Source organism: Pelomonas margarita (assembly GCF_043555875.1).
Classification (GTDB): Bacteria; Pseudomonadota; Gammaproteobacteria; order Burkholderiales; family Burkholderiaceae_C; genus Pelomonas; species Pelomonas margarita.
Genome location: NZ_JBIGHW010000004.1, coordinates 435232 through 455012, shown reverse-complemented (window position 1 = coordinate 455012; position 19781 = coordinate 435232). Strand labels below are relative to the sequence as shown.

20 protein-coding genes are annotated in these 19781 nt (G+C 70.5%); 5 read left to right on the top strand and 15 right to left on the bottom strand.

Features of this window, described 5'->3' with window-relative positions; all coding sequences use genetic code 11:
- Positions 1-43: 43 nt before the first annotated feature.
- The 9 genes from soxA to ACG0Z3_RS10625 form a co-directional block, all read right to left on the bottom strand.
- A complete protein-coding gene (soxA, locus tag ACG0Z3_RS10665; protein WP_394397465.1) occupies positions 44-784 on the bottom strand; it encodes a sulfur oxidation c-type cytochrome SoxA in 741 nt (246 codons plus the stop codon).
- Positions 781-1104 (bottom strand): thiosulfate oxidation carrier complex protein SoxZ, encoded by a 324-nt coding sequence (locus ACG0Z3_RS10660; RefSeq protein WP_394397464.1) that lies wholly within the window; start codon positions 1102-1104, stop codon positions 781-783. Before ACG0Z3_RS10660 ends, soxA begins: the two co-directional genes overlap by 4 nt.
- A gap of 61 nt (positions 1105-1165) precedes the next feature.
- Positions 1166-1576 (bottom strand): thiosulfate oxidation carrier protein SoxY, encoded by a 411-nt coding sequence (locus ACG0Z3_RS10655; RefSeq protein WP_394397463.1) that lies wholly within the window; start codon positions 1574-1576, stop codon positions 1166-1168.
- Positions 1573-1935: a sulfur oxidation c-type cytochrome SoxX gene (soxX, locus tag ACG0Z3_RS10650; protein WP_394397462.1), complete on the bottom strand. Its 363-nt coding sequence runs from the start codon at positions 1933-1935 to the stop codon at positions 1573-1575. The genes ACG0Z3_RS10655 and soxX overlap by 4 nt, the downstream gene beginning before the upstream one ends.
- A complete protein-coding gene (locus ACG0Z3_RS10645) occupies positions 1935-4106 on the bottom strand; it encodes a xanthine dehydrogenase family protein molybdopterin-binding subunit (RefSeq protein WP_394397461.1) in 2172 nt (723 codons plus the stop codon). The genes soxX and ACG0Z3_RS10645 overlap by 1 nt, the downstream gene beginning before the upstream one ends.
- The gene (locus ACG0Z3_RS10640; RefSeq protein WP_394397460.1) at positions 4103-4597 is read right to left on the bottom strand and encodes a (2Fe-2S)-binding protein; all 495 of its coding nucleotides are present in this window, start codon (positions 4595-4597) and stop codon (positions 4103-4105) included. The genes ACG0Z3_RS10645 and ACG0Z3_RS10640 overlap by 4 nt, the downstream gene beginning before the upstream one ends.
- Positions 4598-4669: 72 nt before the next feature.
- Positions 4670-4954 carry a hypothetical protein gene (locus ACG0Z3_RS10635; protein WP_394397459.1) on the bottom strand — a complete coding sequence of 95 codons (285 nt, stop codon included), beginning with the start codon at positions 4952-4954 and terminating at the stop codon, positions 4670-4672.
- A 10-nt stretch (positions 4955-4964) separates the two neighbouring features.
- Positions 4965-6545, bottom strand: a complete 1581-nt coding sequence (locus ACG0Z3_RS10630; RefSeq protein WP_394397458.1) for a phytase — start codon at positions 6543-6545, stop codon at positions 4965-4967.
- Complete coding sequence (locus ACG0Z3_RS10625) at positions 6545-9019, bottom strand: TonB-dependent receptor (protein ID WP_394397457.1); 2475 nt, start codon at positions 9017-9019, stop codon at positions 6545-6547. Before ACG0Z3_RS10625 ends, ACG0Z3_RS10630 begins: the two co-directional genes overlap by 1 nt.
- A 174-nt stretch (positions 9020-9193) precedes the next feature.
- Here ACG0Z3_RS10625 and ACG0Z3_RS10620 point away from each other — a divergent pair, with 174 nt between their 5' ends.
- Both ACG0Z3_RS10620 and ACG0Z3_RS10615 read left to right on the top strand, forming a co-directional pair.
- Positions 9194-10099 carry a GGDEF domain-containing protein gene (locus ACG0Z3_RS10620; RefSeq protein ID WP_394397456.1) on the top strand — a complete coding sequence of 302 codons (906 nt, stop codon included), beginning with the start codon at positions 9194-9196 and terminating at the stop codon, positions 10097-10099.
- Complete coding sequence (locus ACG0Z3_RS10615) at positions 10096-11136, top strand: AraC family transcriptional regulator (protein WP_394397455.1); 1041 nt, start codon at positions 10096-10098, stop codon at positions 11134-11136. The genes ACG0Z3_RS10620 and ACG0Z3_RS10615 overlap by 4 nt, the downstream gene beginning before the upstream one ends.
- A 161-nt stretch (positions 11137-11297) precedes the next feature.
- Here the strand turns inward: ACG0Z3_RS10615 and ACG0Z3_RS10610 are convergent, their stop codons facing one another.
- From ACG0Z3_RS10610 to ACG0Z3_RS10595, 4 genes are read right to left on the bottom strand one after another with little or no spacing between them, the layout of a single operon-like run.
- A complete protein-coding gene (locus ACG0Z3_RS10610) occupies positions 11298-12332 on the bottom strand; it encodes a bifunctional nicotinamide-nucleotide adenylyltransferase/Nudix hydroxylase (RefSeq protein ID WP_394397454.1) in 1035 nt (344 codons plus the stop codon).
- Positions 12329-14041, bottom strand: a complete 1713-nt coding sequence (locus ACG0Z3_RS10605; RefSeq protein WP_394397453.1) for an NAD+ synthase — start codon at positions 14039-14041, stop codon at positions 12329-12331. The genes ACG0Z3_RS10610 and ACG0Z3_RS10605 overlap by 4 nt, the downstream gene beginning before the upstream one ends.
- A complete protein-coding gene (pncB, locus tag ACG0Z3_RS10600) occupies positions 14038-15234 on the bottom strand; it encodes a nicotinate phosphoribosyltransferase (protein WP_394397452.1) in 1197 nt (398 codons plus the stop codon). Before pncB ends, ACG0Z3_RS10605 begins: the two co-directional genes overlap by 4 nt.
- A gap of 2 nt (positions 15235-15236) precedes the next feature.
- On the bottom strand, positions 15237-16079 hold the full coding sequence (locus ACG0Z3_RS10595; RefSeq protein WP_394397451.1) for a cysteine hydrolase family protein: 843 nt from the start codon (positions 16077-16079) through the stop codon (positions 15237-15239).
- A gap of 101 nt (positions 16080-16180) precedes the next feature.
- Between ACG0Z3_RS10595 and ACG0Z3_RS10590 the strand changes: the two genes are divergently transcribed.
- On the top strand, positions 16181-16870 hold the full coding sequence (locus ACG0Z3_RS10590; protein WP_394397450.1) for an NUDIX hydrolase: 690 nt from the start codon (positions 16181-16183) through the stop codon (positions 16868-16870).
- Between the two features lie 30 nt (positions 16871-16900).
- Here the strand turns inward: ACG0Z3_RS10590 and ACG0Z3_RS10585 are convergent, their stop codons facing one another.
- Complete coding sequence (locus tag ACG0Z3_RS10585) at positions 16901-17353, bottom strand: hypothetical protein (protein ID WP_394397449.1); 453 nt, start codon at positions 17351-17353, stop codon at positions 16901-16903.
- Positions 17354-17680: 327 nt separating this feature from the next.
- On the bottom strand, positions 17681-19201 hold the full coding sequence (locus ACG0Z3_RS10580; protein ID WP_394397448.1) for a phage integrase central domain-containing protein: 1521 nt from the start codon (positions 19199-19201) through the stop codon (positions 17681-17683).
- An 86-nt stretch (positions 19202-19287) separates the two neighbouring features.
- On the opposite strand from ACG0Z3_RS10580, the gene ACG0Z3_RS10575 reads away from it, so the two are divergent.
- On the top strand, positions 19288-19473 hold the full coding sequence (locus tag ACG0Z3_RS10575; RefSeq protein WP_394397447.1) for a hypothetical protein: 186 nt from the start codon (positions 19288-19290) through the stop codon (positions 19471-19473).
- A gap of 84 nt (positions 19474-19557) precedes the next feature.
- Positions 19558-19767 (top strand): hypothetical protein, encoded by a 210-nt coding sequence (locus tag ACG0Z3_RS10570; RefSeq protein WP_394397446.1) that lies wholly within the window; start codon positions 19558-19560, stop codon positions 19765-19767.
- Positions 19768-19781 lie beyond the last annotated feature (14 nt).

The following is a 19781-nucleotide window of genomic DNA, read 5'->3' as shown; positions in this document are numbered from 1 at the left end:
TGCACGCTCCTCTGTCTGCTGGTGGCTAGCTTAGGGCAAGGTCTCAGGGCCGCACGCCAGGCGGCTGCACCGGCAGGCCGGCCGAACGCCGCGCCAGGTAGACCTGCAGCGTCATGAGCGCCTCGCCGTCCCAGGGCGGCACGGAGGCCCGCACCCCGCTGAAACAACCACGCAGCCGGCGCTGCAGGCTGCCCAGCTGCTGCCACTCCAGCCGGTAGACGGGGTAGTCGTCCACATGGCCTTGCGGGATCAGGCTGCCGCCCAGGCGCAGCCCGGCGCGCTCGTCATGGCATTGGGCGCACGACAGGTTGAGCGCGCCCAGGCGCGTCATGTAGAGCTGCTGACCCTGTGCGGCGGCGCGATCCAGCTCGGGGCCGCGCGGCGGCTGCAGCGGCAGGCCGCGTGACTGCTGGGCTACCAGCGCCGTCAACGCCAACAGCGGCTCGGCCTCGGGCGCCCAGGCCGGCTGGCGCTGGTGCTGCACGCGGCAGCGCTGCACGCGGGCCGGCAGGTCCAGCACGGCGCGGGCGCCGGCGTCGAAAGCCGGATAACGCACCGCCACGCCGCGCAGCTGCTCGGGCTCGCCGTGGCAGCTGGCGCACGACCTGGCCCCTTGCCCCCACAGCTCGCGGCCCAGGGCCAGAGCCAACTGCGCCGGATGCTGGCCGTCATCGGTCTGCAGCGTTCGCAGCGCGGGGCTCATGGTGTCGCGGCCGGACCGGCGCTCGTCGGCCGCTGCGGGAAGCGTCAGTGCCAGCACCAGCCATAGCCCGGCGCGCGTCATGCCAGCGGCAGGCGGCGCGTCTCGCGGTGCTCGAAGCCGCGGTCGCCACGCCACACGAAGCTCAGCTCGCCCGGCCCGCTGGCATGCAGCCAAAACGACACCCAGGGGTTGGCCGACACGGCCGCGAACAGGTCGGCCGCGAACACCAGCTCGCCGTCCAGCCGGCACTCGAAGCGCCGCACCAGGTCGCGCGGCAGGCGGGCGCCATCGTCGCCTGTGCGGTAGCCGGTCTCCATCGCGTGGGCCACAGTGGCCCGCACCTCGAAGGCCTCACCGGCCTGGATGGCAGCAGGCAGCGTGATGACGGCTCTCGTTGTCATCAGCGTCCGCCGTGCGCCCCCATGGAGGCCAATGAACTAAGCACGCATGAGGGCCTCACGATCAGGGCTCCACGCAGGCGGCGAGCGTCACGACGACGTCCACGCTGGCCTGCCAGCAACGGCCGTCCGCCGCCTTGGCGACGGCCACGATGGTCTGGCTGCGCGCCAGCCGCATGCGGGTGCCGAACTCGGGCCGGGCCACGGCCGCACCGAAGCTCGCCTGCAGCACGTCGGGCTCGGGGTTCAGCGGCGTGAACAGCGCCAGGCCAACCACCGGCTCGGCCGCCACCACGCGCACCGGCACCGCGTTGCCGTTCTCCACCAGCTCGGCGATGACGATCTGCAGCGGCCCGGGCGCAGGCTCGCGGCCGGCCCAGGCGCGGACGGCGGCGTGCATGGCGGTGTCACTGGCCTGCGCGGTCGGCAGCAGCGCGAAGGCCGACGCGGCCAGGGCGAACTCGCGCCGCTTCATTTCGACAACGTACCCAGGTAGGCCACGAGGTCGTCCAGCTGCTGCTCGGTCAATACCGGCCGGCCGGCCCAGACCGGGGCCACGTCGCGCAGGCCGTCAGTCGAGCGGAACGGCGGCATCACGGTGGCCGGGTTGAAGCGGCGCATGTCGGCGATGCGCTCGCGCAGCGCGGCCGGCCCCAGCTGCGCGGCCTGGGCCAGCGGCGGCGCCAGGTTGCCGTGGTTGGCATCGCCCTCGGACGTCAGCGCGTGGCATAGCAGGCATAGGCTCTGCGTGCGGTCGGCCAGCAGCGCACGGCCGCGCTCGACATCGCCGGCAGGCGCGGCGGCCGTCAGCACGAGCGCCAGCAGCGCCTGCATCACACGAGGCTGTGCTTGCTCAGCGGCAGGTCGCGGATGCGCTTGCCCGTCGCCGCAAAGATGGCGTTCAGCACGGCCGGCGCGGCCACCGCGATGGTGGGCTCGCCCACGCCGCCCCAGAAGCCGCCCGACGGCATGACGAGAGTCTCCACCGCCGGCATGTGCTCCATCTTCAGCATCGGGTAGGTGTTGAAGTTCTGCTGCTCCACGCGGCCGTCCTTGACCGTGATCTCGCCGAACAGCGCGGCCGACAGCCCGTAGACGAAGCTACCCTCCACCTGCGCAGCGATCTGCTGCGGATTGACCGCATGCCCGGGGTCGGTGGCGGCCACGATGCGGTGGATCTTGAGCTCGCCTTTCTTGTTGACCGACACCTCGGCGCAGGCCGCCACATAGCTGCCGAACCCCATGATCTGGGCCAGGCCAAGATGCCGTCCCTTAGCACGAGGCTTACCCCAGCCGGCCTTGGCCGCCACCGCGTTCAGCACGGCCAGGTGCTTGGGCGAATTGGCCAGCAGTTCGCGGCGCAGCGTCAGCGGGTCGCGCTTGGCGGCATGAGCCACCTCGTCGAGGAAGCACTCCAGGTAGATGGCGTTCTGGTTCAGGTTCACGCCGCGCCAGAAGCCCGGCGGCACGGTGGGGTTGCGCATCGCGTGGTCGATGAGCAGGTTCGGCACCGCATAGCCCAGCGCGCCCTCGGCGCCGCCGGCGCTCAGGCCCTGGAACACGGCAGGATCCTTCCCGTCGCGGATGTTCTGCGGAAAGATGCCCGCGATGATGCTCTGGCCCGAGATGCGCATGTGCAGCGCGGTGAGCTTGCCCGCCTCGTCCAGCCCGGCCGTCAGCTTGCACTGCGTGACGGGGTGATAGCGGCCGTGGGTCATGTCCTCCTCGCGGCTCCAGATGAGCTTGACCGGCGTGCCCGGCAGCTCGCGCGCGATCAGCACCGCCTGGCGAACCCAGTCGTGCACGGCGCCGCGCCGGCCGAAGCCGCCGCCCAGGTGCAGCTTGTAGACCTCGCAGGCCGACGGCGGCAGGCCGGCTGCCTCGGCGGTGGCGGCCAGCGCGGCCTCGCCGTTCTGCGTGGGCGTCCAGACCTCGCAGCGCTCGGGCGTCCCGGGCTTTGCAGGGGTGATGAGTGCCGTGGCGTTCATGACCTCCATCGTTGCGTGGTTCTGGTGCGGGTAGCCGTAGACCGCCTCCACACGCCGCGCCGCGCTGGCCAGCGCGGCCTTCGTGTCGCCCTGGCTGCTGCCCACGGCGGCGGTGTCTGCGTCCAGCCCGGCCTTCAGCACGGCAGCGGTATCGGCGCTGTTCTGCGTCGCGTTGGCGCCCTCGTCCCAGACGATGGGCAACACGTCCAGCGCGGTCTTGGCGCGCCACCAGGTGTCGGCCACGACGGCCACGGCCGTGTCGCCCACCTTGACGACCTTCTTCACGCCCGGGCGGCTCTCGATGGCCGCCGCGTCAAAGCTCTTGAGCTTGCCGCCGAACACCGGGCAGTCCTTGATGGCCGCATTCAGCATCCCTGGCAATTGCAGGTCCATGCCGTAGATCAGCGAGCCGTCGAGCTTGGGGCGCGTGTCCAGCCGCTTCATCGGCCGACCGGCTAGCTTCCAGTCCTTGGCGGGCTTGAGCTGGATGTCTGCCGGCGCCGCCAGCTTGGCCGCCTCGGCAGCCAGCGCTCCGTAGCTGAGCTTCTTGCCCGCGTGCAGCACATGGCCGGCCGCGGTGCTGCAATCCACGACGGAGACGTTCCACTGGTTGGCGGCCGCCTGAATCAGCAGCGCCCGCGCCAGCGCGCCGCCCTTGCGCACGTACTCGTGCGAGTCGCGCACGCCGCGGCTGCCGCCGGTACTCATGCTGCCCCAGACGCGGTTGCGCGCCAGGTTCTGGCCCGGCGTGGGGTACTCGGTCTTGACCTTGTGCCAGTCGCAGTCCAGCTCCTCGGCCACCAGCTGGGCCAGGCCGGTCAACGTGCCCTGGCCCATCTCGGAGCGGGCGATGCGGATCAGCGTGGTGTCGTCCGGCAGCACCTGTACCCAGGCATTCAGCTCAGGCGTGGGCGTGCCCGCCTGGGCAAGACCCGGCACGTGGAAGCCCACCATCAGCCCGCCGGCAACGGCCGAGGTGGCGCTGAGGAAATCGCGTCGATTCAGCGTCGCGCTCATGCCTGGCCTCCGTCGATGACGATGGGGATCTGCTTGCGCGTCACCTGGCCGGCAGCCAGATGGATGGCGGCGCGCACGCGGTTGTAGGTGCCACAGCGGCAGATGTTGGTGATGGCCGCGTCGATGTCGGCATCGGTGGGCTTGGGCTTGTCCTTCAGCAGCGCCGCGGCGGCCATCAGCATGCCGCTCTGGCAGAAGCCGCACTGCGGCACGTCCAGCGCATCCCAGGCCTTCTGCAGCGGGTGGCTGGCCGTGGGCGACAGGCCCTCGATCGTGGTGATCTTCTGCGCCGGCGTCAGCGCCGAGGCCGGCATCACGCAGCTGCGCATGGGCGCGCCGTCGATGTGCACCGTGCACGCGCCGCACTGCGCGACACCGCAGCCGTACTTGGTGCCTGTCAGCCGAAGCTGCTCGCGCAGCACCCACAGCAGCGGCGTGTCCGCCTCCGCCTCGTACGACATCCGCGTGCCGTTGACCGTCAACTCCGCCATGCGCACTGCTCCTGTTCCGCCACCCTTGGCGGGCGGCAGACTAGCAGGGTCGGCGGCGGCCTGCCAGCCCGCTCAATCCTGCCGCCAGCCGCGCAGGGTCATGCAGCGCTTGTGGGCCGCCACGGCGCCGGCCGTGGCCTGCAGGCGCTGCTGCTCCTCCTGCCCCGCGCAGTGCGCGCCGGCGCAGCTGCCAGGCAACGCCATGCGCTGCTCCAGGTGCGCCGTGCGCATCACGTCCTTCTCGCAGGCAGCCAGGTCGGCCTGCAGGTCGGCGCCCGGGGTCTTGGGGTTCACCCAGCGGGGCGAGGCGCAGGCGCCCAGCGCCAGGCAGATCAACAGCAGGGGCACGATTCTCATGCCGCCCATCCTAGCGACCGTGGCGCAGCGCCTGCTCCACCGCAGCCCACGGCACCAGTTTGAAGTTCTGCGGCCCGTGCGGCAGGCGCTTGTGGCCGTCCTGCACGACGAGCAGTCCGTCTTTGTACGGGCCGCCGAGGTTGGCGGACGTCAGGTCCAGGCCGTCGGTCTCGGACACCGCGTCAATGCCCAGCGCCGCGTTGACACCGATGGAGAACGTGCCGCGCTGCGCGAACGGCGGGCGGATGTCGTAGACGGCGTAGGAGTCGCTGCCCTGCGACGACACCACCAGCCAGCCGCGCCCGGGGTGGATGGCCAGGCCTTCCACGTCCGGCACCAGTCCCGGGCCGGCGGTGATGACCAGCGCCGGCTGGCTGCCCGGCGTGGCCAGGTCCAGCCGCCACACGCCGCGCTTCTCCTCGCCGATGAACAGCGCCTGGTGCGCCTCGTCCACCACGCAGCCCTCGGGCTGGCTGTCCAGGCGGTACTCGGCCACGGGCCGGGCCTGCCAGGTTGTGCCGGCCAGCATCAGACGCAGGCGCAGCACGCGGCCGTCCTTGTCGTTGGGGTAGACGTCCAGCCCGCCTTCGGCATTGCGGCCCACGCAGACGCCATAGATGTCGTCCAGCCCGGTGGGCAGGCGCGCCAGCTCGCTGACGCGACCAGTGAGCGAGATGCCGAACAGCACCAGGCCGGCCTCGTCGCGCTGCGTGGCCACGGCCAGGTCCAGCCGGCGGCCGCCGTAGCGCAGGCCCTGTCGCAGGTCCACGTTGTTGATGCGGCCCACAGGCAGGAACTGGCGCTCACGGCCGTCCAGCCCGTAGACGGCCAGGCCGCGCTTCTTGTCGGTGCCCAGCACCAGGCTCTGTGCGCCGCGCGTGGGGTGCACCCAGATAGCGGGGTCGTCCGCGGCATCGCCAGCCTCGCGCACCGGCTGCGTCTGGCCCGTAGCCAACACCACCGGGTGCGGTGCCGGCAGCGGCGCCACGGGGTGAGCGGCCAACCACGCATCCAGCTTGGCATTGAGCGCCTTCTCGCCGGACTCGCTGTCCGCCAGCAGCAGGCGCCGGCCCGGGCGCTCGGCGTTGGCGGACTGGGCCCACAGGCCCACGCCGGGCTCGCTGAGGTAGAGCAGGCCGTCGGCGTCGCGCACGCGGCAGCCGCCGGGGTCCAGCGGCGTGGCCAGCGCCTGCACCGGCAGCGCCTCGCCGCCACGGATCAGCCACTGCGCCGACAAGCCCTCCTTGCCCAGCAGGAAAAGCTGCAGCAGGCCCTGCGGGTCGCGGTACAGGCACAGCTGCGCGAGGTCAAACGGCGGCGCGGGCCACTCTGCCTGGCGCTGCAGACGGCCGGCGCTGGCGCGCCAGAGCTGGAGGCGGCCGCTGTCGGCGTCCTGCAGCACGGCCAGCGGGCCGTCGTCGTGGCGCTGGTCCATGTGCTTGGCACGCAGCGCGTGGCGGTCCAGCGTGCGGCCGGCGTCGTCGCGCAGCTCCAGCGCGGTCTTGGCGAGTTCGAAGCGCTCGGCGTGCGCGGCGCTCTGCGCGACGGTCAGGGTGGCGCCGAGCGCGAGGGTCAGCAACAAACGGCGCATCAGAACAGGCTCCACTTCAGGCCCAGCTTGATGCTGCGGCCGTAACGCTCGTATTGCGCATTCTGCGCAGGCGTGGCCTGGTAGACGTAGTAGGCCTGGTTGGTCAGGTTGGCCACATCGGCACTCAGCTCCAGCTGGCGGCTGAGCTTGTACTTCAGCGACAGGTCCAAGCGCTGCTGGCCATCCACGCGCAGATCGCGTGCGGCATCGAACACGTCGCCCACTTCCAGCAGGTAGGACGACTGGTGGTTCAGCGCGAGGCGCGCCGACAGGCCCTGCCCTTCCCAGCCCAGGCTGAGGTTGACGCTGCGGTCGGACTGGCTGGGCAGGCTGATCTCGCGGCTCTTCCACACGCCGCCGTCATAGCCGCCCACGCGGGCCTTGGAGCGCACGAGGCTGGCGTTGGCGCCGACAATCAGGTTGTTGAACGGCGCTGGCAGGCTGCGCAGCGCCTGGTTGTAGGCCAGTTCCAGGCCGTGCACGCGCGCGCTGTCGCCGTTGGCGAAGGTGTTGACCTGGTCGAAGCCCTCCCAGCCCGGTGCGCCGGCCAGGTCGGTCTGGAACACGAAGTCGCGGATGCGCTTGCTGAAGGCATACGCCGACACCGTGCCGTCCCGGCCCAGGCCCTGCTCCAGGCCGATGTCCAGGTTGCGCGAGCGCAGCGGCTTCAGGCTAGGGTTGCCAAGTTCGGCCTCGTCGCCGTCCACCACGCGGCCGGGCGACAGCTGCTCGAAGCTGGGCCGCACCAGCGAGCTGGTGAAGGCTGCACGCGCCAGCAGCTGGCCACCCAGGTCCTGCCGCAGCATCAGCGCCGGCAGCCAGTGGGTGCTGCGGGTGTCAACGCTGACCGCGGCAACATCGCCGTCCACCAGCGCGTTACCACGTGCCTGAAAGCGCACCCGCTCCAGACGCACGCCGCCCAGCAGCTGCGTGCCGCCGCGCTCCCAGGTGGCCTGGGCGTAGAAGGCGTCGACCTGTTCCTTCAAATCCACATCACCCACCAGCGAGTCCTCGTCGTCGCGGTAGTCGGCCAGCTTCAGGGAGCGCCACAGCGCGCGCAGCTTGCCGGCGTCCATGGCCGGGCCGAAGCTGCTGCCCCAGGGATAGCTCACGCCAGCCGCCCCGCTCACGTCGGCCAGGCTGCGCTCGCCGAGCGCGTCGCTGTCCAGCACATAGGTTTCCTGCTGGTTGTCCTTGTGGCGGCGCGTGGCCTTGGCGCCGGTCTTGATCGTCAGGTCTGCGCCGCCGGTCAGGTCAAGCGTGCGCTGCACGTCCAGCTTCAGGTGGCGCACGCGGTCGCGGGCGCGGCTGTCCTCGATCTCCACCTCGTCCAGCTCGTAGGCGCCGGCCTGGCGCAGGCCGGCCGGCCCCTGCAGCAGCGGGCGACGGCTGTCGTTGAAGCCCAGGCCGGAGAAGTCAGCCTCGAAAGCGGCGCCGGCCAGGCCCTCGGGCGTGCGCTCCTCGGCGCGGCCCAGGCCGGTCTCGGCCTGTAGAAGCCAGCCCGTCACGGCCAGCTGGCCGCCCAGCGCGAGCGAAGCCGTGCGGGCCGTCTCGCGGCGGGCCTTGAGTTCACGCACGGCCGTGCCGTCACCCAGCGCGCCGACGGACTGCGCATCCTCGAACTCCACAGCCAGCGCCTGGCGCTGCTCGTCGTCGCTGAAGCGGCTGGCAAAGCCGCGCAGGTAGAGCTGCTGGCCGGGCGCCGGGCGCCAGTCCAGGCTCATGGCCGCCCCGGTGCGGGTGCGCAGGATGTCGTAGCGGCGCAGCTCCAGCTCCTCCAGCTTGCCCTCGTCCCAAGCGCCGCCAGTCTCGACGTTGTCGCTGGCAAAGCGCCGCTGGTCGCGAGACACCGACACCGCGAAGCCCAGCTTGCCGTCGACGAAGCGATCCGCGAACGTCAGGCCCAGGCGCGGCTTGGTGGCGCCCAGGTTGGTGTCATGGTTGGCACCCAGATCCAGGCTGAGCAGGCGGCCCGGCACGTCGAAGGCGGTCAGCGTGTTGACGCTGACGCTGCCGCCCAGGCTGCTGGCGTCCATGTCGGGCGTCAGGGTCTTGTGCACTTCCAGCGAGCGGATCAGCCCGGCCGGCACCACGTCCAGGCCCGGCGAGCGGCGGCCGGCCTCGGAGGCCGGCACTGTGGCGCCATTGATGCTGATCGTGTTGTAGTCCGACCCCAGCCCGCGCACGCGCACGAAGCGGCCCTCGCCCTGGTCGCGCTCCAGCGTCACGCCGGGCAGCCGGGCCAGCGCCTCGGCGGCGTTGTCGTCGGGCAACTGGCCGATGCCGTCGGCATGCACGACGCTGAGCACGCCTTGCGCGTTGCGCTGCTTGTCCAGCGCCGACTGCAGGCTGGCGCGCTGGCCGGTGACGACGATGGTGCCGAGGTTCTCGGTCTTGGTCTGGGCCTGAGCGGCAAAGCCCAGGGTGATGGAGACGGCCAGCAGGCCGAGGCGGGGAAGGTGGCGGTGAGACATGGCGGAGCGTCCGGCGTCGTGTGAATGGCCGGCATGCTCGCGACGCGGCGTGGCGAGCATTTGACACAGCTGTCACACAGGCCCGGCAGCGCAGCAGGCGGCCCACCGTGAGCCGATGCGACTCCCCTGCCGCAGCGTCCCGACACTGTCACACGCCGTTCATACGATGGCCGGATGCGCCCTTGGACCCTGCCCTCACCCACCATCGGCCAGCCGCTGCAGCAGCTGCTGGCCCGCGATGCCCTCTATCCCATGCTGGCCGCGCTGCTGACGGCGCCACTGCTGGCCTTCATCACGCTGGGCGAGCTCAAGCCGCTGGCGCAATGGCAGGGCACGGACGTGCTGGCCGAGGGCGGCATGGCGACCATGGTGGGCGTGTGGCTGGTGTACGTGCGCGCCAGCCGGCCCGCCGGACGCGTGACGCACTGGCTGGTGCTGGGCCTGGCGGCCATGCTGGTGGGCGAATGGGTGGATGCGCTGGATGAGGTCTGGCGCCTGCCCAAGGACATGCTGTGGGACAACGCGCTGGAGGCACTCACGCCGCTGGGCATGCTGGCGCTGACGGTGGGCCTGCACTTCTGGCGCCAGGAGCAGCGCGTGCTGGCGCGCCAACTGGCGCAGCGCGAGCGCTTCTTCCGCGACCACAGGGCAGTGGACCGCGTCACCCAACTGGCCGACGCCGGCTACATGGCGCAGCAGATCACGCTGGAGCGCGGCCTGGGCCGCAGCGGCTGCGTGCTGATGCTAGGCTTCGATGGCTTTGCCCACCTCGCCCGTGAGCAGGGCCTGCAGGCCGCCGACCGCGCGTTGGAGGCCGCCAGCCTCACGCTGCAACTCAACCTGCGCCCGCAGGACCTGCTGTGCCGCTACGCGGGCGACCGCTTCATCGTGCTGCTGCCTGGCTGCGGGCTGGCCGAGGGCGAATGCATGGCCGCCGAACTGCAGGCCGCCCTCGCCCAGCTGACGCTGAACCTGCACGACGGCCGCCGCGTGCGCCTGCCGGTGCGCCACGCACTGCGCGCCACCAGCGGCACGCAGCCGCCCGAGCAGCTGCTGCTGGACCTGCTGCAGGCGCTATGACGAGCTGCGCCGCGGACGCGCTGCAAGCCCGGCTGGACGCCTGGCTGCCGCTGGGCCTGGGCGGCAGCGACGCCGGGCTGGCGCCCTACGAGATCGACACCGCCTGCCTGCCGGCCACCGACCATGCCGCGCTACTGGCCGAGTTTGCCCACCACCGCGGGCTGGACGTGGCCTGGCCGGCCCAGCCGCTGATCTCGCCGCGCGAACTGCTCGCACTGCTGGCCCCGCTGCGCGACGCAGGCGCGGACAGCGCCTTCGCGCTGGGCGCCCTGCTGCTGCCCGGCCACTACGGCCTGGCCAGCCAGGCCTTGCTGCAAGCCGACAGCCTGCCGGCGTTGCTGACACTGCTGTGCCGCCACGCCGGCCGGCTGACGCCACTGCTGACCCCGCGCCTTGTGATGGACGAGCGCGAACTGACGCTGGTGTGGACCGAGGCCTGCGGCTTGCCCGCCGGGCTGCGTGGCTTCGTGGTGGACCTGCACATGAGCGCCGTGGCCAGCCTGTGCGCCTGGCGCACCGGCCGGCGCCTACCGTGGCGCTTCAGCTTCGAGCGCACCGCGCCGCGCGACCGCGCCCAGCACGCCGTGCACCTGGGCACGTCCCTGCACTTCGGCTGCCAGGTGGACGCCATGCGCCTGACCCGCGCCGAGGCGGATGTGCACTGGCCCGCAGCCCCCGGCCTGGCCAGCGCGGCGCTGGCCCGCCAGGCCGACCCGCAGGCCCTGCGCCGCGGCCTGCTGGCCGCGCTGGGAGACCGCCTGCTGGCCCAGGTGGCGCAGCCGCCCAGCCTGGAGACGCTGGCGGCCGAAAGCGGCATGAGCCCAGCCACCTACAAGCGCCGCCTGGCTCGCCACGGCACGCACTACCAGGCCGAGGTAGACCGCCTGCGCGTCCATGTGGCCGTCTATCTGCTGGGGCCTGACGGCTGGGGGCGCGACCGCGTGGCACAGGCGCTGGGCTACTTCGACGGTGCCAACTTCCGCCGCTCCTTCAAGCGCTGGACCGGCCTGGCGCCGGGCGCCTGGGCGCCCGGCTGAGCGATGCCAAACAAAAGGAACCCCGGCCCGAGGGGCCAGGGTTCAAACCGTCTGCACTTGCGGCGCAGACGCCTGCTCAGGGAGGGAAAGCAGGGGGCCAGAGCCCGCAGTGAATGTAGTTCCCCGCGCACCCCGCCGGTGTAGGACGACAGGCTGCCAGGCTAGGGATGGGCGCGCAGGCCGAGGAAGCGGTCCAGCATGTGGAAGTGGTCGTCATAGAGCTCGCCTTCCATGGCGAGCAGCCCCGACACGGGCACCCAGCGCGCCTGGGCCGCGTCGTCGGCGCCCTGCACCTCGGGCAGCTCGCGGTCGCCGAGGTCAAAGTGGTGAGCGTGCGTGATGGTGCGGCCGCGCTGGCTGCGGTCGGGGTGGTCAAAGACGGCCACGCCACGGAAGGCGCCCGCCAGCACGTCGGGCAGCAGGCGCAGACCGGTCTCCTCCTCCAGCTCGCGCACGGCCGACTGGTACAGCGTGTCGCGCGGCTCGACGAAGCCGCCCGGCAGCGCCCACAGACCCTGGCCGGGGTCTTTGGCGCGCTGGATCAGCAGCACGCTGCCGGCACACTGCAGCACCAGGTCCACAGTCACGAATACCGGCGCGTAGGGCGCCGCTGCCCAGGCCTGGCGATAGGCCTTCAACATGGCCCACTCGCGCCGCAGCGCGATGAGGTACGGCAACCGTGCCCAGGCCTGCACGAAGCTGCGCGTGCCCGGCGGCACCTGATCCACCCAACTGGCGAGCACGCCGTCCAGGTCGTCCGGCGCGGCCTCGAATAGCGCGGCGCGCAGATGGGTGGCGTCCACCCGGTGCTGGCGCGGCAGGCTGAGCAGCCGCCATGGCGAGAAGCGGCGCAGGTAGTCGCTGGTGGCGTCCTTGAAATGGCCCACCAGCGTGACGTCGCTGTGCCCCGCGCGCTGCTGCACGGCGTCCCGCACGGCCTGCACCCAGCGGGCCTCGTCGTAGAGGTCGCGCAGCGGCACGATCTCCACGCGCTCGCGCTCGGCGTCGGTGAGCACCAAGCGCAGCATCTCGGCGCGCTCGGTCCAGCTGAACGGATGGCGTGGCGAACGCGCCTGGTGGGCCGAGCCCAGCAGCACGATGACACGCGGCGCCGCAGCCAACGCGGCCTGCAGCAGCGCGAGGTGCCCGTTGTGAACAGTCTGGAAACGGCCGATGACAACGGCGACGGCACTCATGCCAAGACTCCTGGGTGAACGGCCGCAATGGGCATCTGGCGCCCCTGGCCAAAGGCCCGCGCGCGCAGGCGGATCAGCGGTGGCGCCTGGCGGCGCTTGTACTCGCTGCGCTGAGTCAGGCGGGCGATCTTCTCGATGAGCGCCCTGCCCTCGGCCGTCTCTCGCAGCGCGGCCAGGCGGGCCTCGGCGGGTTCGCGCTCGCTGGCGGCCAGCCGCTCGCCCTCGACGAGCAGCTTGAGCATCTCGTCCAGCACCGGGTACGGCGGCAGGCTGTCGCTGTCCCGCTGGTCCGGCGCCAGTTCGGCCGACGGCTCTTTCTCGATGATGGCCGTGGGAATCAGCTCGCGGCCAGCGGCCTCGTTCAGGTGGCGGCTCAGCGCAAAGACCTCGGTCTTGTAGAGGTCGCCGATCAGTCCCAGGCCGCCGTTGGTATCGCCGTACAACGTGCAATAGCCCACCGACACCTCGCTCTTGTTGCCGGTGGTCAGCAGCAGGTGGCCGAAGGCGTTCGAGTAGGCCATCAGGATGGTGCCGCGCACGCGGGCCTGCAGGTTCTCCAGCGTCAGCCCCTGTACCGGCGTGCCGAAGCTGCTGGCGAACTGCGCCTTCAGCGCATCGACGGCGCCGTGGATGGGGTGGTTGAGCAACGAGATGCCGAGGTTGCGGCACAGCATCTCGGAGTCGGTCACCGAACCGGCGGACGAGAAGCTGGACGGCATCGTGATGCCGACGACGTTCTCCGCCCCAAGCGCCTCGGCGGCCAGCGCCAGCGTCAGCGCGCTGTCGATGCCACCGGAACAGCCGACGACGGCCTGCGCGAAGCCGCAGCGGCGCGCGTAGTCGCGCAGGCCCAGCACGATCTGCGCACGGTAGAAGGCCATGGCGCAGAGCCCGGCCGCGCTGGGGCGCGCAAGCTCGCTGCCGTCGGGCTCGACGAAGCGGCCATCGACAAAGCCCAGCGTGCGCACGCTTTCAGCAAAGCGCTCGGCCTCGAAGACCATGCCGGCCTCGGGCTCCACGGCAAAGCTGGCACCGTCATAGACGAGCTGATCGTGCCCGCCGACATGGTTGACGTAGAGGATGGGCAGCCCGTGGCGATGCGACGCGGCCGTGAAGACCTGGTGGCGCTGCGCCCGTTTGCCGATGTTGCTGGGGCTGGCGTTGATGCTGACGATGAGGTCCGGCGCAGCGTCGCGCAGCCGCGCGAACGGGTTGACGCCATAGTCCGCACCATCGTCATTCCAGCCGTCCTCGCAGATCAGCAGGCCCACCTGCGCCGTGCCAATGCGCAACACTTTGGCCACGTCGGGGCCAGGCTCGAAGTGGCGGCGCTCGTCGAAGATGTTGTAGGTAGGCAGCAGCTGCTTGGCATAGCGCAGCAACTCCTCACCTGCCTTCAGAGCGAGCAGCGCGTTCTCCAGCGGTTTGCCGGGGCCGCTGCGCCGCAGCGGCGTGCCGAATACCCAGGTCAGCTCGGGCAACTCGCGCGACGCGGCACGCAATGCATCCAACCCCTGATCGACGCGACGCAGGAATGCCGGCTCGTCCAGCAGATCGCCGGGGTAGTAGCCGCTGAGCGCCAGCTCGGGGAACACGATCAGCTGCGAGCCCGCCCACGCCGCCTGCCGCGCCGCGGCCACCATGCGCTGCACGTTGCCGTGGATGTCCCCCACCGTCAGGTTCAGTTGCGCGAGGGTGAGCTTGATCATGACTTGATACCGAAGACCTGCCGCAGATAGGCCAGAAAGGTCTCGTCGTCGCACAGCGTCTTGCCGGGGCTGTCGCTGAGCTTGGCCACGGGCTGGCCGTTGGCGTGCGTGAGCTTCATGACGATGTTCAGCGGCATGAGCCCCAGGTCGTTGCTGAGGTGAGTGCCGATGCCGAAGCCCAGCTGCACGCGGTCGGCAAAGTGCCGGTACAGCGCGATGGCCTTGTCCACGGTCAGGCCGTCGCTGAACACGAGGCGCTTGGTGTGGGTGTCGATGCGCAGCTTGGCGTAGTGGGCCAGCGCCTTTTCGCCCCACACGACCGGGTCGCCGCTGTCGTGGCGCAGACCGTCGAACAGCTTGGCGAAGTAGAGGTCGAAGTCGGCCAGGAAGGCGTCCATGCCCACCACGTCGGTCAGCGCCGTGCCGAGGTCACCGCGATACTCCTGCACCCAGTCTTCCAGCGCGGCCTTCTGGTGGTCGCGCAGACGCACGGTGCCCAGCGCCTGGTAGGTCTGCAGGTACTCGTGCGCCATCGTGCCGATGGGGACCAGGCCCAGCTCCTTGGCCAGCAGCACGTTGGAGCTGCCCTTGAAGTGCTGGGGCAACGCGTCGCGCAGCTGCGTGACGACCTCTCGCTGCCAGGCGCCCGAGAAGCGCCGGCGCAGGCCGAAGTCGAACAGGTCAAACGGGTGGCGCTGCGCGCGCGGCTCGGCGGCGAAGGCCCGCAGCGCCGCGATCTTGGCGCCGAGCCGGCGCTGGCCTTCCGCCCTGACCTCGGGCGTGTCCAGGCGGCGGAAGTACAACTCGTTGACGATGGCCAGCACCGGGATCTCGAAGCCCATCACGTGCACCTGCGGCCCGCGGGCGACGATGTGCAGCTGCTCGCCGTCGGTGCTCACGTCGATGAAGGCGCGCTGGAAGCGGAAGATGCGCAAGAAGTCGACGAAGTCGCTCTTGATGAAGCGCAGGCCCTGCATGTAGGCCAGCTCATCCTCGCGGAAGCTCAGGGCGCACAGCGCGTCCAGCTCGCGCTCGACGTCGGCCTTCAGCTCGGCCAGCGGGTAGCCAGGCCGATTGCGGCAGACGAAGCGGTACTCGCTCTGCGTCTGCGGGTGGCGATGCAGCAGCGTCTGCCACATCGTGAACTTGTAGAGGTCGGTGTCCAGCAAGCTGGTGATGACGGGATCGCGCATGCTCAGACCTCGGTGCTGAGGGCCAGTTGCAGGCCACGCGCCTGCATGTCGGCCAAGAAGGCGGCCTGCTGGGCCTCGAAGCCGGCCACGGGGCTGATGCAGTCGGTGAGCAGCACCAGCTTGCCCACGCGGCCCGACGGCAGATGGGCGGCCAGGTGCTCGACCGTGGCACGCACGCAGTGGCTACCGGCCTCGCCGGCGATGAGCACGCGGTCGGCGCGGTCCAGCGCGGCCAGCAGCGGCTGGTTCAGCAGCGTGCGCTCGTCGTCGACATCGGGCACCTCGGCCTGCAGCGCGCTGTAGTGCTCGGTCCAGGGGTTCTCGCCCTTGGTGACAACCTCGACAGAACGGCCCTGCGCGTCGGCCCATGCATCCAGCGCCGCCTGCAGGCCGGCGTGCACGCCGTGGCCCCAGCCGCCCATCTGGCAATGCACGGGCCAGACCATCAGCGTGTAGCGGCCCGCGGCCTCCAGCGCGTCCAGGTAGGCCAGCACGCGCGCCTGCTGCACGCCGTCGCGCGGCCGGTAGGCCCCTGCACGCACCTGAGCCGCCGTGATGGGCGTGAAGGCGCCGGGCGCTTGGCCGGTGACGGCATCGACCCAGAAACCGGGGTGGGCCACATCGATGCGATGGTGAGAGTCCAGCGTCAGCGTGACGGCGCCCAGTGTGCCGCCCAGGCGCTGCACCAGCGCGGCAGCCCGCAACATGTCAGCGTGCGCACCAGCCACCGGCAGCGCGGGGCGCAGCAATTCGCCACTCACTGGCGAGCGCGGCAGCCAGTCCTCGGGCAGATCGCAGAAATCGTTCTGCGGGTCGATCAACAGCAGGTGGGTAGCCATAGACATCTCCTGGGTGTGTGGGGCCATCATATCCCCACTTAATTTATGTTTGCAACTAAGTTAATCGATAAATCCTCTCATACAAGCGAGCGTTTATCCTCGCTTCGATGAACACCTCAACGAACTCAAACGCCGACCACCGGCTGATCTGCACGGTGGACGTCGTGCTGCTCACGCTGCGCGACGCGCAGTTGCAGGTGCTGCTGATCAAGCGTGAACGCGAGCCCTTCGCCGGCGCGCTGGCCCTGCCCGGCGGCTATGTGCACGCCAGCGTCGACCAGGACTGCGCCGACGCAGCCCGCCGCGTGCTGCACGACAAGGCCGGCCTGCCCAGCCCTTACCTGGAGCAGCTCGCCAGCTTCAGCGGCCCTGCGCGCGATCCGCGCGGCTGGAGCGTGTCGGTCGCCTACGTCGCACTGGTCGCCGCACCCCAGGCGCCCCAGCCCGGACAGCACTGGCTGCCGGTGGACGAGCTGCCGCAGCTGCCCTTCGACCACGGGCGCATCGTCGCCAACGCGGTGGACCGGGTGCGCAACAAGAGCCAGTACTCCTCGCTGCCCGTGCACCTGTGCGCCGAGCCCTTCACGCTGCCGCAACTGCACGGCATCTACGAGGCGCTGCTGGGCGAGCCCATCAACGCGGTGAGTTTTCGCCGCAAGATGGACGAGCTGGGCATGCTGGAACCGGTGCCCGGCGCCAAGCTGGCCCAAGGGCCGCACCGCCCGGCCCAGCTCTACCGACTGCGCGACGAGTACCGCCGCACGCTCAGCCTGGCCGGCCGCGGTCTCAACGCCTGAGCCGGCCCGGCAGGCCTGGCCTGCCGCCGTTCAGCGCAGCGTGTAGCCGCGCCCGTCCATGCAGGCCTCGACAGCGCGCTGGAACACGCCCGCATCCGCCATCGCGGCCGACTGCGTGGTGGCCCAGCGGTTGCACTCGCGGCTGTCGAACTCCTGCTGTTCGGCGCTCTGGCCGTGGCGCGGGTAGACCACCGGCGCGCCGCGAGCGGGCACGTACACGGTGGCCGGCGGCAGCGGCGCAGGCGGCGGCGTGTAGACCACCTCCGGCGCGCGCTCGGCACGGTCCGCCTGGCGGGCCATCGCGATCAGCGGCACCGCCAGCGCCAGGCCCAGTACCACGGCGCCGACCGCAGCACCATTGGGGCGGTGGTGCCCATGGTGGTGATGGTGGTAGTGGCGGTCGTAGTGCCGCGGGCCGGCGACGGCCACACCTTGCGCGGCCACCAGGGCGGAAACGATCAGAACGCGGGCAATGGTCTTCAAGGTGGCCTCACCAGGAGTTGAAGTCTCACAACGTGCAGCGTCGCCCAACGGTGCACGGCTTGTCACGCCCAAGTTGTAACTTGATGCGCCAACAACAACGCCCAGGCTCTGCGGGCAGAGGCCGGGCGTTGCGAGGGGGTGATGTCAGACCTTGGCCTGCCCGGAGGGACTCGAACCCCCGACCTGCTGCTTAGAAGGCAGGCGGGAAATCCAGTGTTCATCGGGCATTCCGCCCGATCCGTCTAAGTCGGGCCGGCTTCGCGGCGTGAGCATTTACGGGGCTTGCAGCGGGTTCGTTAGACAGAAAACGGGGCCGCCCTCTCCTTCTCAGGCTGGCTCCAGCATCTCCGGCGTGACGGTGTTGCGGGCTACCAGGCCGAACCGCTCGTGGAACGTCATCGCCGTGGCCTGCCGCTCTGCCAGCCACCCGCCCCGCGCGGCGTAGGCATCGCGCGCGGCCAGGGTCGGATGCTGGATCACCGTCATGCCCGAGTGCTCCTTTTCCTCGTGGTGGTGGCGGTGCCCCGTGTGGGCGTAGCGCTTCACCGTGGAGCCCCAGACGCGCGGGAACTGGGCAGCGAAGAGCAGCGGCAAGTCGTCGTTGCGCTTCATGTGCCCATGATGGAAGCCGATCATGGTCGAGCCGTGCTGGTGGACGTAGTACGGCAATTCGGACTCAATGACTGTCACGCGCGGCTCGTTCTCGTACAGCGCCTTGAACATGCACCGCAGCCACACCGATGACGCGAGGTCGTGATTGCCCTCAGCCATGAGGACGAACACCCGGCGATGACGGGTCAGGGCTGTGGTGACGATGGAGCGCAGGACACGGATTGCCGCCTGAACGATCTTGGAGAACCGGCCATCTTGGTCAAGGACGTGACCTGACGTGGGCGTGACGGGCTGCAGGCCGTCCGAGTGCAGGAAGTCTCCGAGTTGGGCAATTACGCAAGACGCTGCGCGCGGGGCTGCCTCGACCATGTGGGAGAAGCAGCCGGTGAGCGTGCGCTCGGCGATGGACACATCCCAGTCGGCGCCGCCTTCCTTGTGCCACGCGAGCATGCCGACATGGCAGTCGGTGACCCGCAGATGCCCGTCCACGACATCATCGAAGCGCATCTTCGCCAGGTCGGCGCGGCGCTGGCCGGTGTGCAGGCCCAGCAGCAGCATGAGCGGCAGCCATTGCTGATTGCTGGTCTTGGCCTTGGTCAGCATGGCCTGCCAGGTCTCAAGCGTCAGCCGCTTGCGCAGGCCCGGCGCGGACGGCTTTTTGACGTGCGCGGCCGGGTTCGTCTCGGCTTCGCCGTTGGCGATGGCCTCGACGTAGACGTCGCGCAGTTCCATCAGCACGCGGCCGGCCTTGTGCGGCGAGCACAGCTTGAGCACCGTCGCAATCTCGTGCGGCTTGATCGCGCGCAAGGGTCTCTTGCCCAGCTGGTGCGCGATGAAGTTGATGCAGGTGCCGCGGTTCTTGAGCGTCTGCGCGCTGTAGCCGCGCTCGCCGATGATCGACCGGAAGGTCTTGAGCCACGCGGCCATGCTGTCGCTGGCCGGCGCGCGGTCGGTGGCGGCCGGCTGCTCCGGCTCTTCGTCCAGGTCGTCGTCCAGGTCGTCTGGATCAGCATCAGGCTCGGGCTCGGGCTCCACAGCAGGCGCCGGCTCGGGCTCCGGTGCGCTGGGCGCGGGCGCTGGCGGTGCTTGGATCGGCGCTGGCGGCACGGGCGCGGGCACCGAGGCCTGGGCAGGGATGACGTGTGCGATCGCTGGCGCCGCCTGCACGCCGGCCGGCAGCGAGCGGATGGCGAACGCGATGGACTCCAGAACACCGGCAAGAGCTTCGGCCGTCATGATGTGATGCGGTCAGTCATGCAATTATCGTGACACGCAATTCTAGGGGTCGCATCCCCTATTCATGTGGCACGACAATTCGGCGCATGACCGACACACCCCAGGCCAAGCGCGGCCCGAAGCCCAAGCCCGCAAGCGACGTGCGCCAGCACGGCACCCTGCGCCTGCTCCCTCGCCACTGGGCCAAGATCGACCTGGCAGGGAAGCCAGCCTTCGAGGCCTACTTGGACGCCTGGGAGCCAGAAGCGCACAAGAAAAAGCCCGCCGAGTAGGAGGGCCGACTGCGCCGACGGGGAAATGCTGCCGCCCACGGGGCACAGTCCTTAATACTGGCCTCCCAGCAACGGAAGAAAACCATGAACGCTCTGGAAAAACTCGTCGACGAAGCCCTGGAAGCAGAGCTTGATGCCATTGCAGCCTACAGGCGACACCTCCACTCAGGTGGCGCGTGGACATATGCAGACGTCGAGAAGCTGGGGCATCTCCGAACGGCCAAAGACAGCGCGCACGAGCGAACGCGCACGCTGTTGGATGAGCTGATCGAGCTGAAGCGCCCCTCCCGCTGAGCCCAGCCCCTCGC

What these genes read in the sequence shown, in the direction of transcription:
- soxA (WP_394397465.1), bottom strand. Translation starts at nt 784, where the DNA reads ATGACGCGCGCCGGGCTATGGCTGGTGCTGGCACTGACGCTTCCCGCA.
- ACG0Z3_RS10660 (WP_394397464.1), bottom strand. Translation starts at nt 1,104, where the DNA reads ATGACAACGAGAGCCGTCATCACGCTGCCTGCTGCCATCCAGGCCGGT.
- ACG0Z3_RS10655 (WP_394397463.1), bottom strand. Translation starts at nt 1,576, where the DNA reads ATGAAGCGGCGCGAGTTCGCCCTGGCCGCGTCGGCCTTCGCGCTGCTG.
- soxX (WP_394397462.1), bottom strand. Translation starts at nt 1,935, where the DNA reads ATGCAGGCGCTGCTGGCGCTCGTGCTGACGGCCGCCGCGCCTGCCGGC.
- ACG0Z3_RS10645 (WP_394397461.1), bottom strand. Translation starts at nt 4,106, where the DNA reads ATGAGCGCGACGCTGAATCGACGCGATTTCCTCAGCGCCACCTCGGCC.
- ACG0Z3_RS10640 (WP_394397460.1), bottom strand. Translation starts at nt 4,597, where the DNA reads ATGGCGGAGTTGACGGTCAACGGCACGCGGATGTCGTACGAGGCGGAG.
- ACG0Z3_RS10635 (WP_394397459.1), bottom strand. Translation starts at nt 4,954, where the DNA reads ATGAGAATCGTGCCCCTGCTGTTGATCTGCCTGGCGCTGGGCGCCTGC.
- ACG0Z3_RS10630 (WP_394397458.1), bottom strand. Translation starts at nt 6,545, where the DNA reads ATGCGCCGTTTGTTGCTGACCCTCGCGCTCGGCGCCACCCTGACCGTC.
- ACG0Z3_RS10625 (WP_394397457.1), bottom strand. Translation starts at nt 9,019, where the DNA reads ATGTCTCACCGCCACCTTCCCCGCCTCGGCCTGCTGGCCGTCTCCATC.
- ACG0Z3_RS10620 (WP_394397456.1), top strand. Translation starts at nt 9,194, where the DNA reads ATGCGCCCTTGGACCCTGCCCTCACCCACCATCGGCCAGCCGCTGCAG.
- ACG0Z3_RS10615 (WP_394397455.1), top strand. Translation starts at nt 10,096, where the DNA reads ATGACGAGCTGCGCCGCGGACGCGCTGCAAGCCCGGCTGGACGCCTGG.
- ACG0Z3_RS10610 (WP_394397454.1), bottom strand. Translation starts at nt 12,332, where the DNA reads ATGAGTGCCGTCGCCGTTGTCATCGGCCGTTTCCAGACTGTTCACAAC.
- ACG0Z3_RS10605 (WP_394397453.1), bottom strand. Translation starts at nt 14,041, where the DNA reads ATGATCAAGCTCACCCTCGCGCAACTGAACCTGACGGTGGGGGACATC.
- pncB (WP_394397452.1), bottom strand. Translation starts at nt 15,234, where the DNA reads ATGCGCGATCCCGTCATCACCAGCTTGCTGGACACCGACCTCTACAAG.
- ACG0Z3_RS10595 (WP_394397451.1), bottom strand. Translation starts at nt 16,079, where the DNA reads ATGTCTATGGCTACCCACCTGCTGTTGATCGACCCGCAGAACGATTTC.
- ACG0Z3_RS10590 (WP_394397450.1), top strand. Translation starts at nt 16,181, where the DNA reads ATGAACACCTCAACGAACTCAAACGCCGACCACCGGCTGATCTGCACG.
- ACG0Z3_RS10580 (WP_394397448.1), bottom strand. Translation starts at nt 19,201, where the DNA reads ATGACGGCCGAAGCTCTTGCCGGTGTTCTGGAGTCCATCGCGTTCGCC.
- ACG0Z3_RS10575 (WP_394397447.1), top strand. Translation starts at nt 19,288, where the DNA reads ATGACCGACACACCCCAGGCCAAGCGCGGCCCGAAGCCCAAGCCCGCA.
- ACG0Z3_RS10570 (WP_394397446.1), top strand. Translation starts at nt 19,558, where the DNA reads ATGAACGCTCTGGAAAAACTCGTCGACGAAGCCCTGGAAGCAGAGCTT.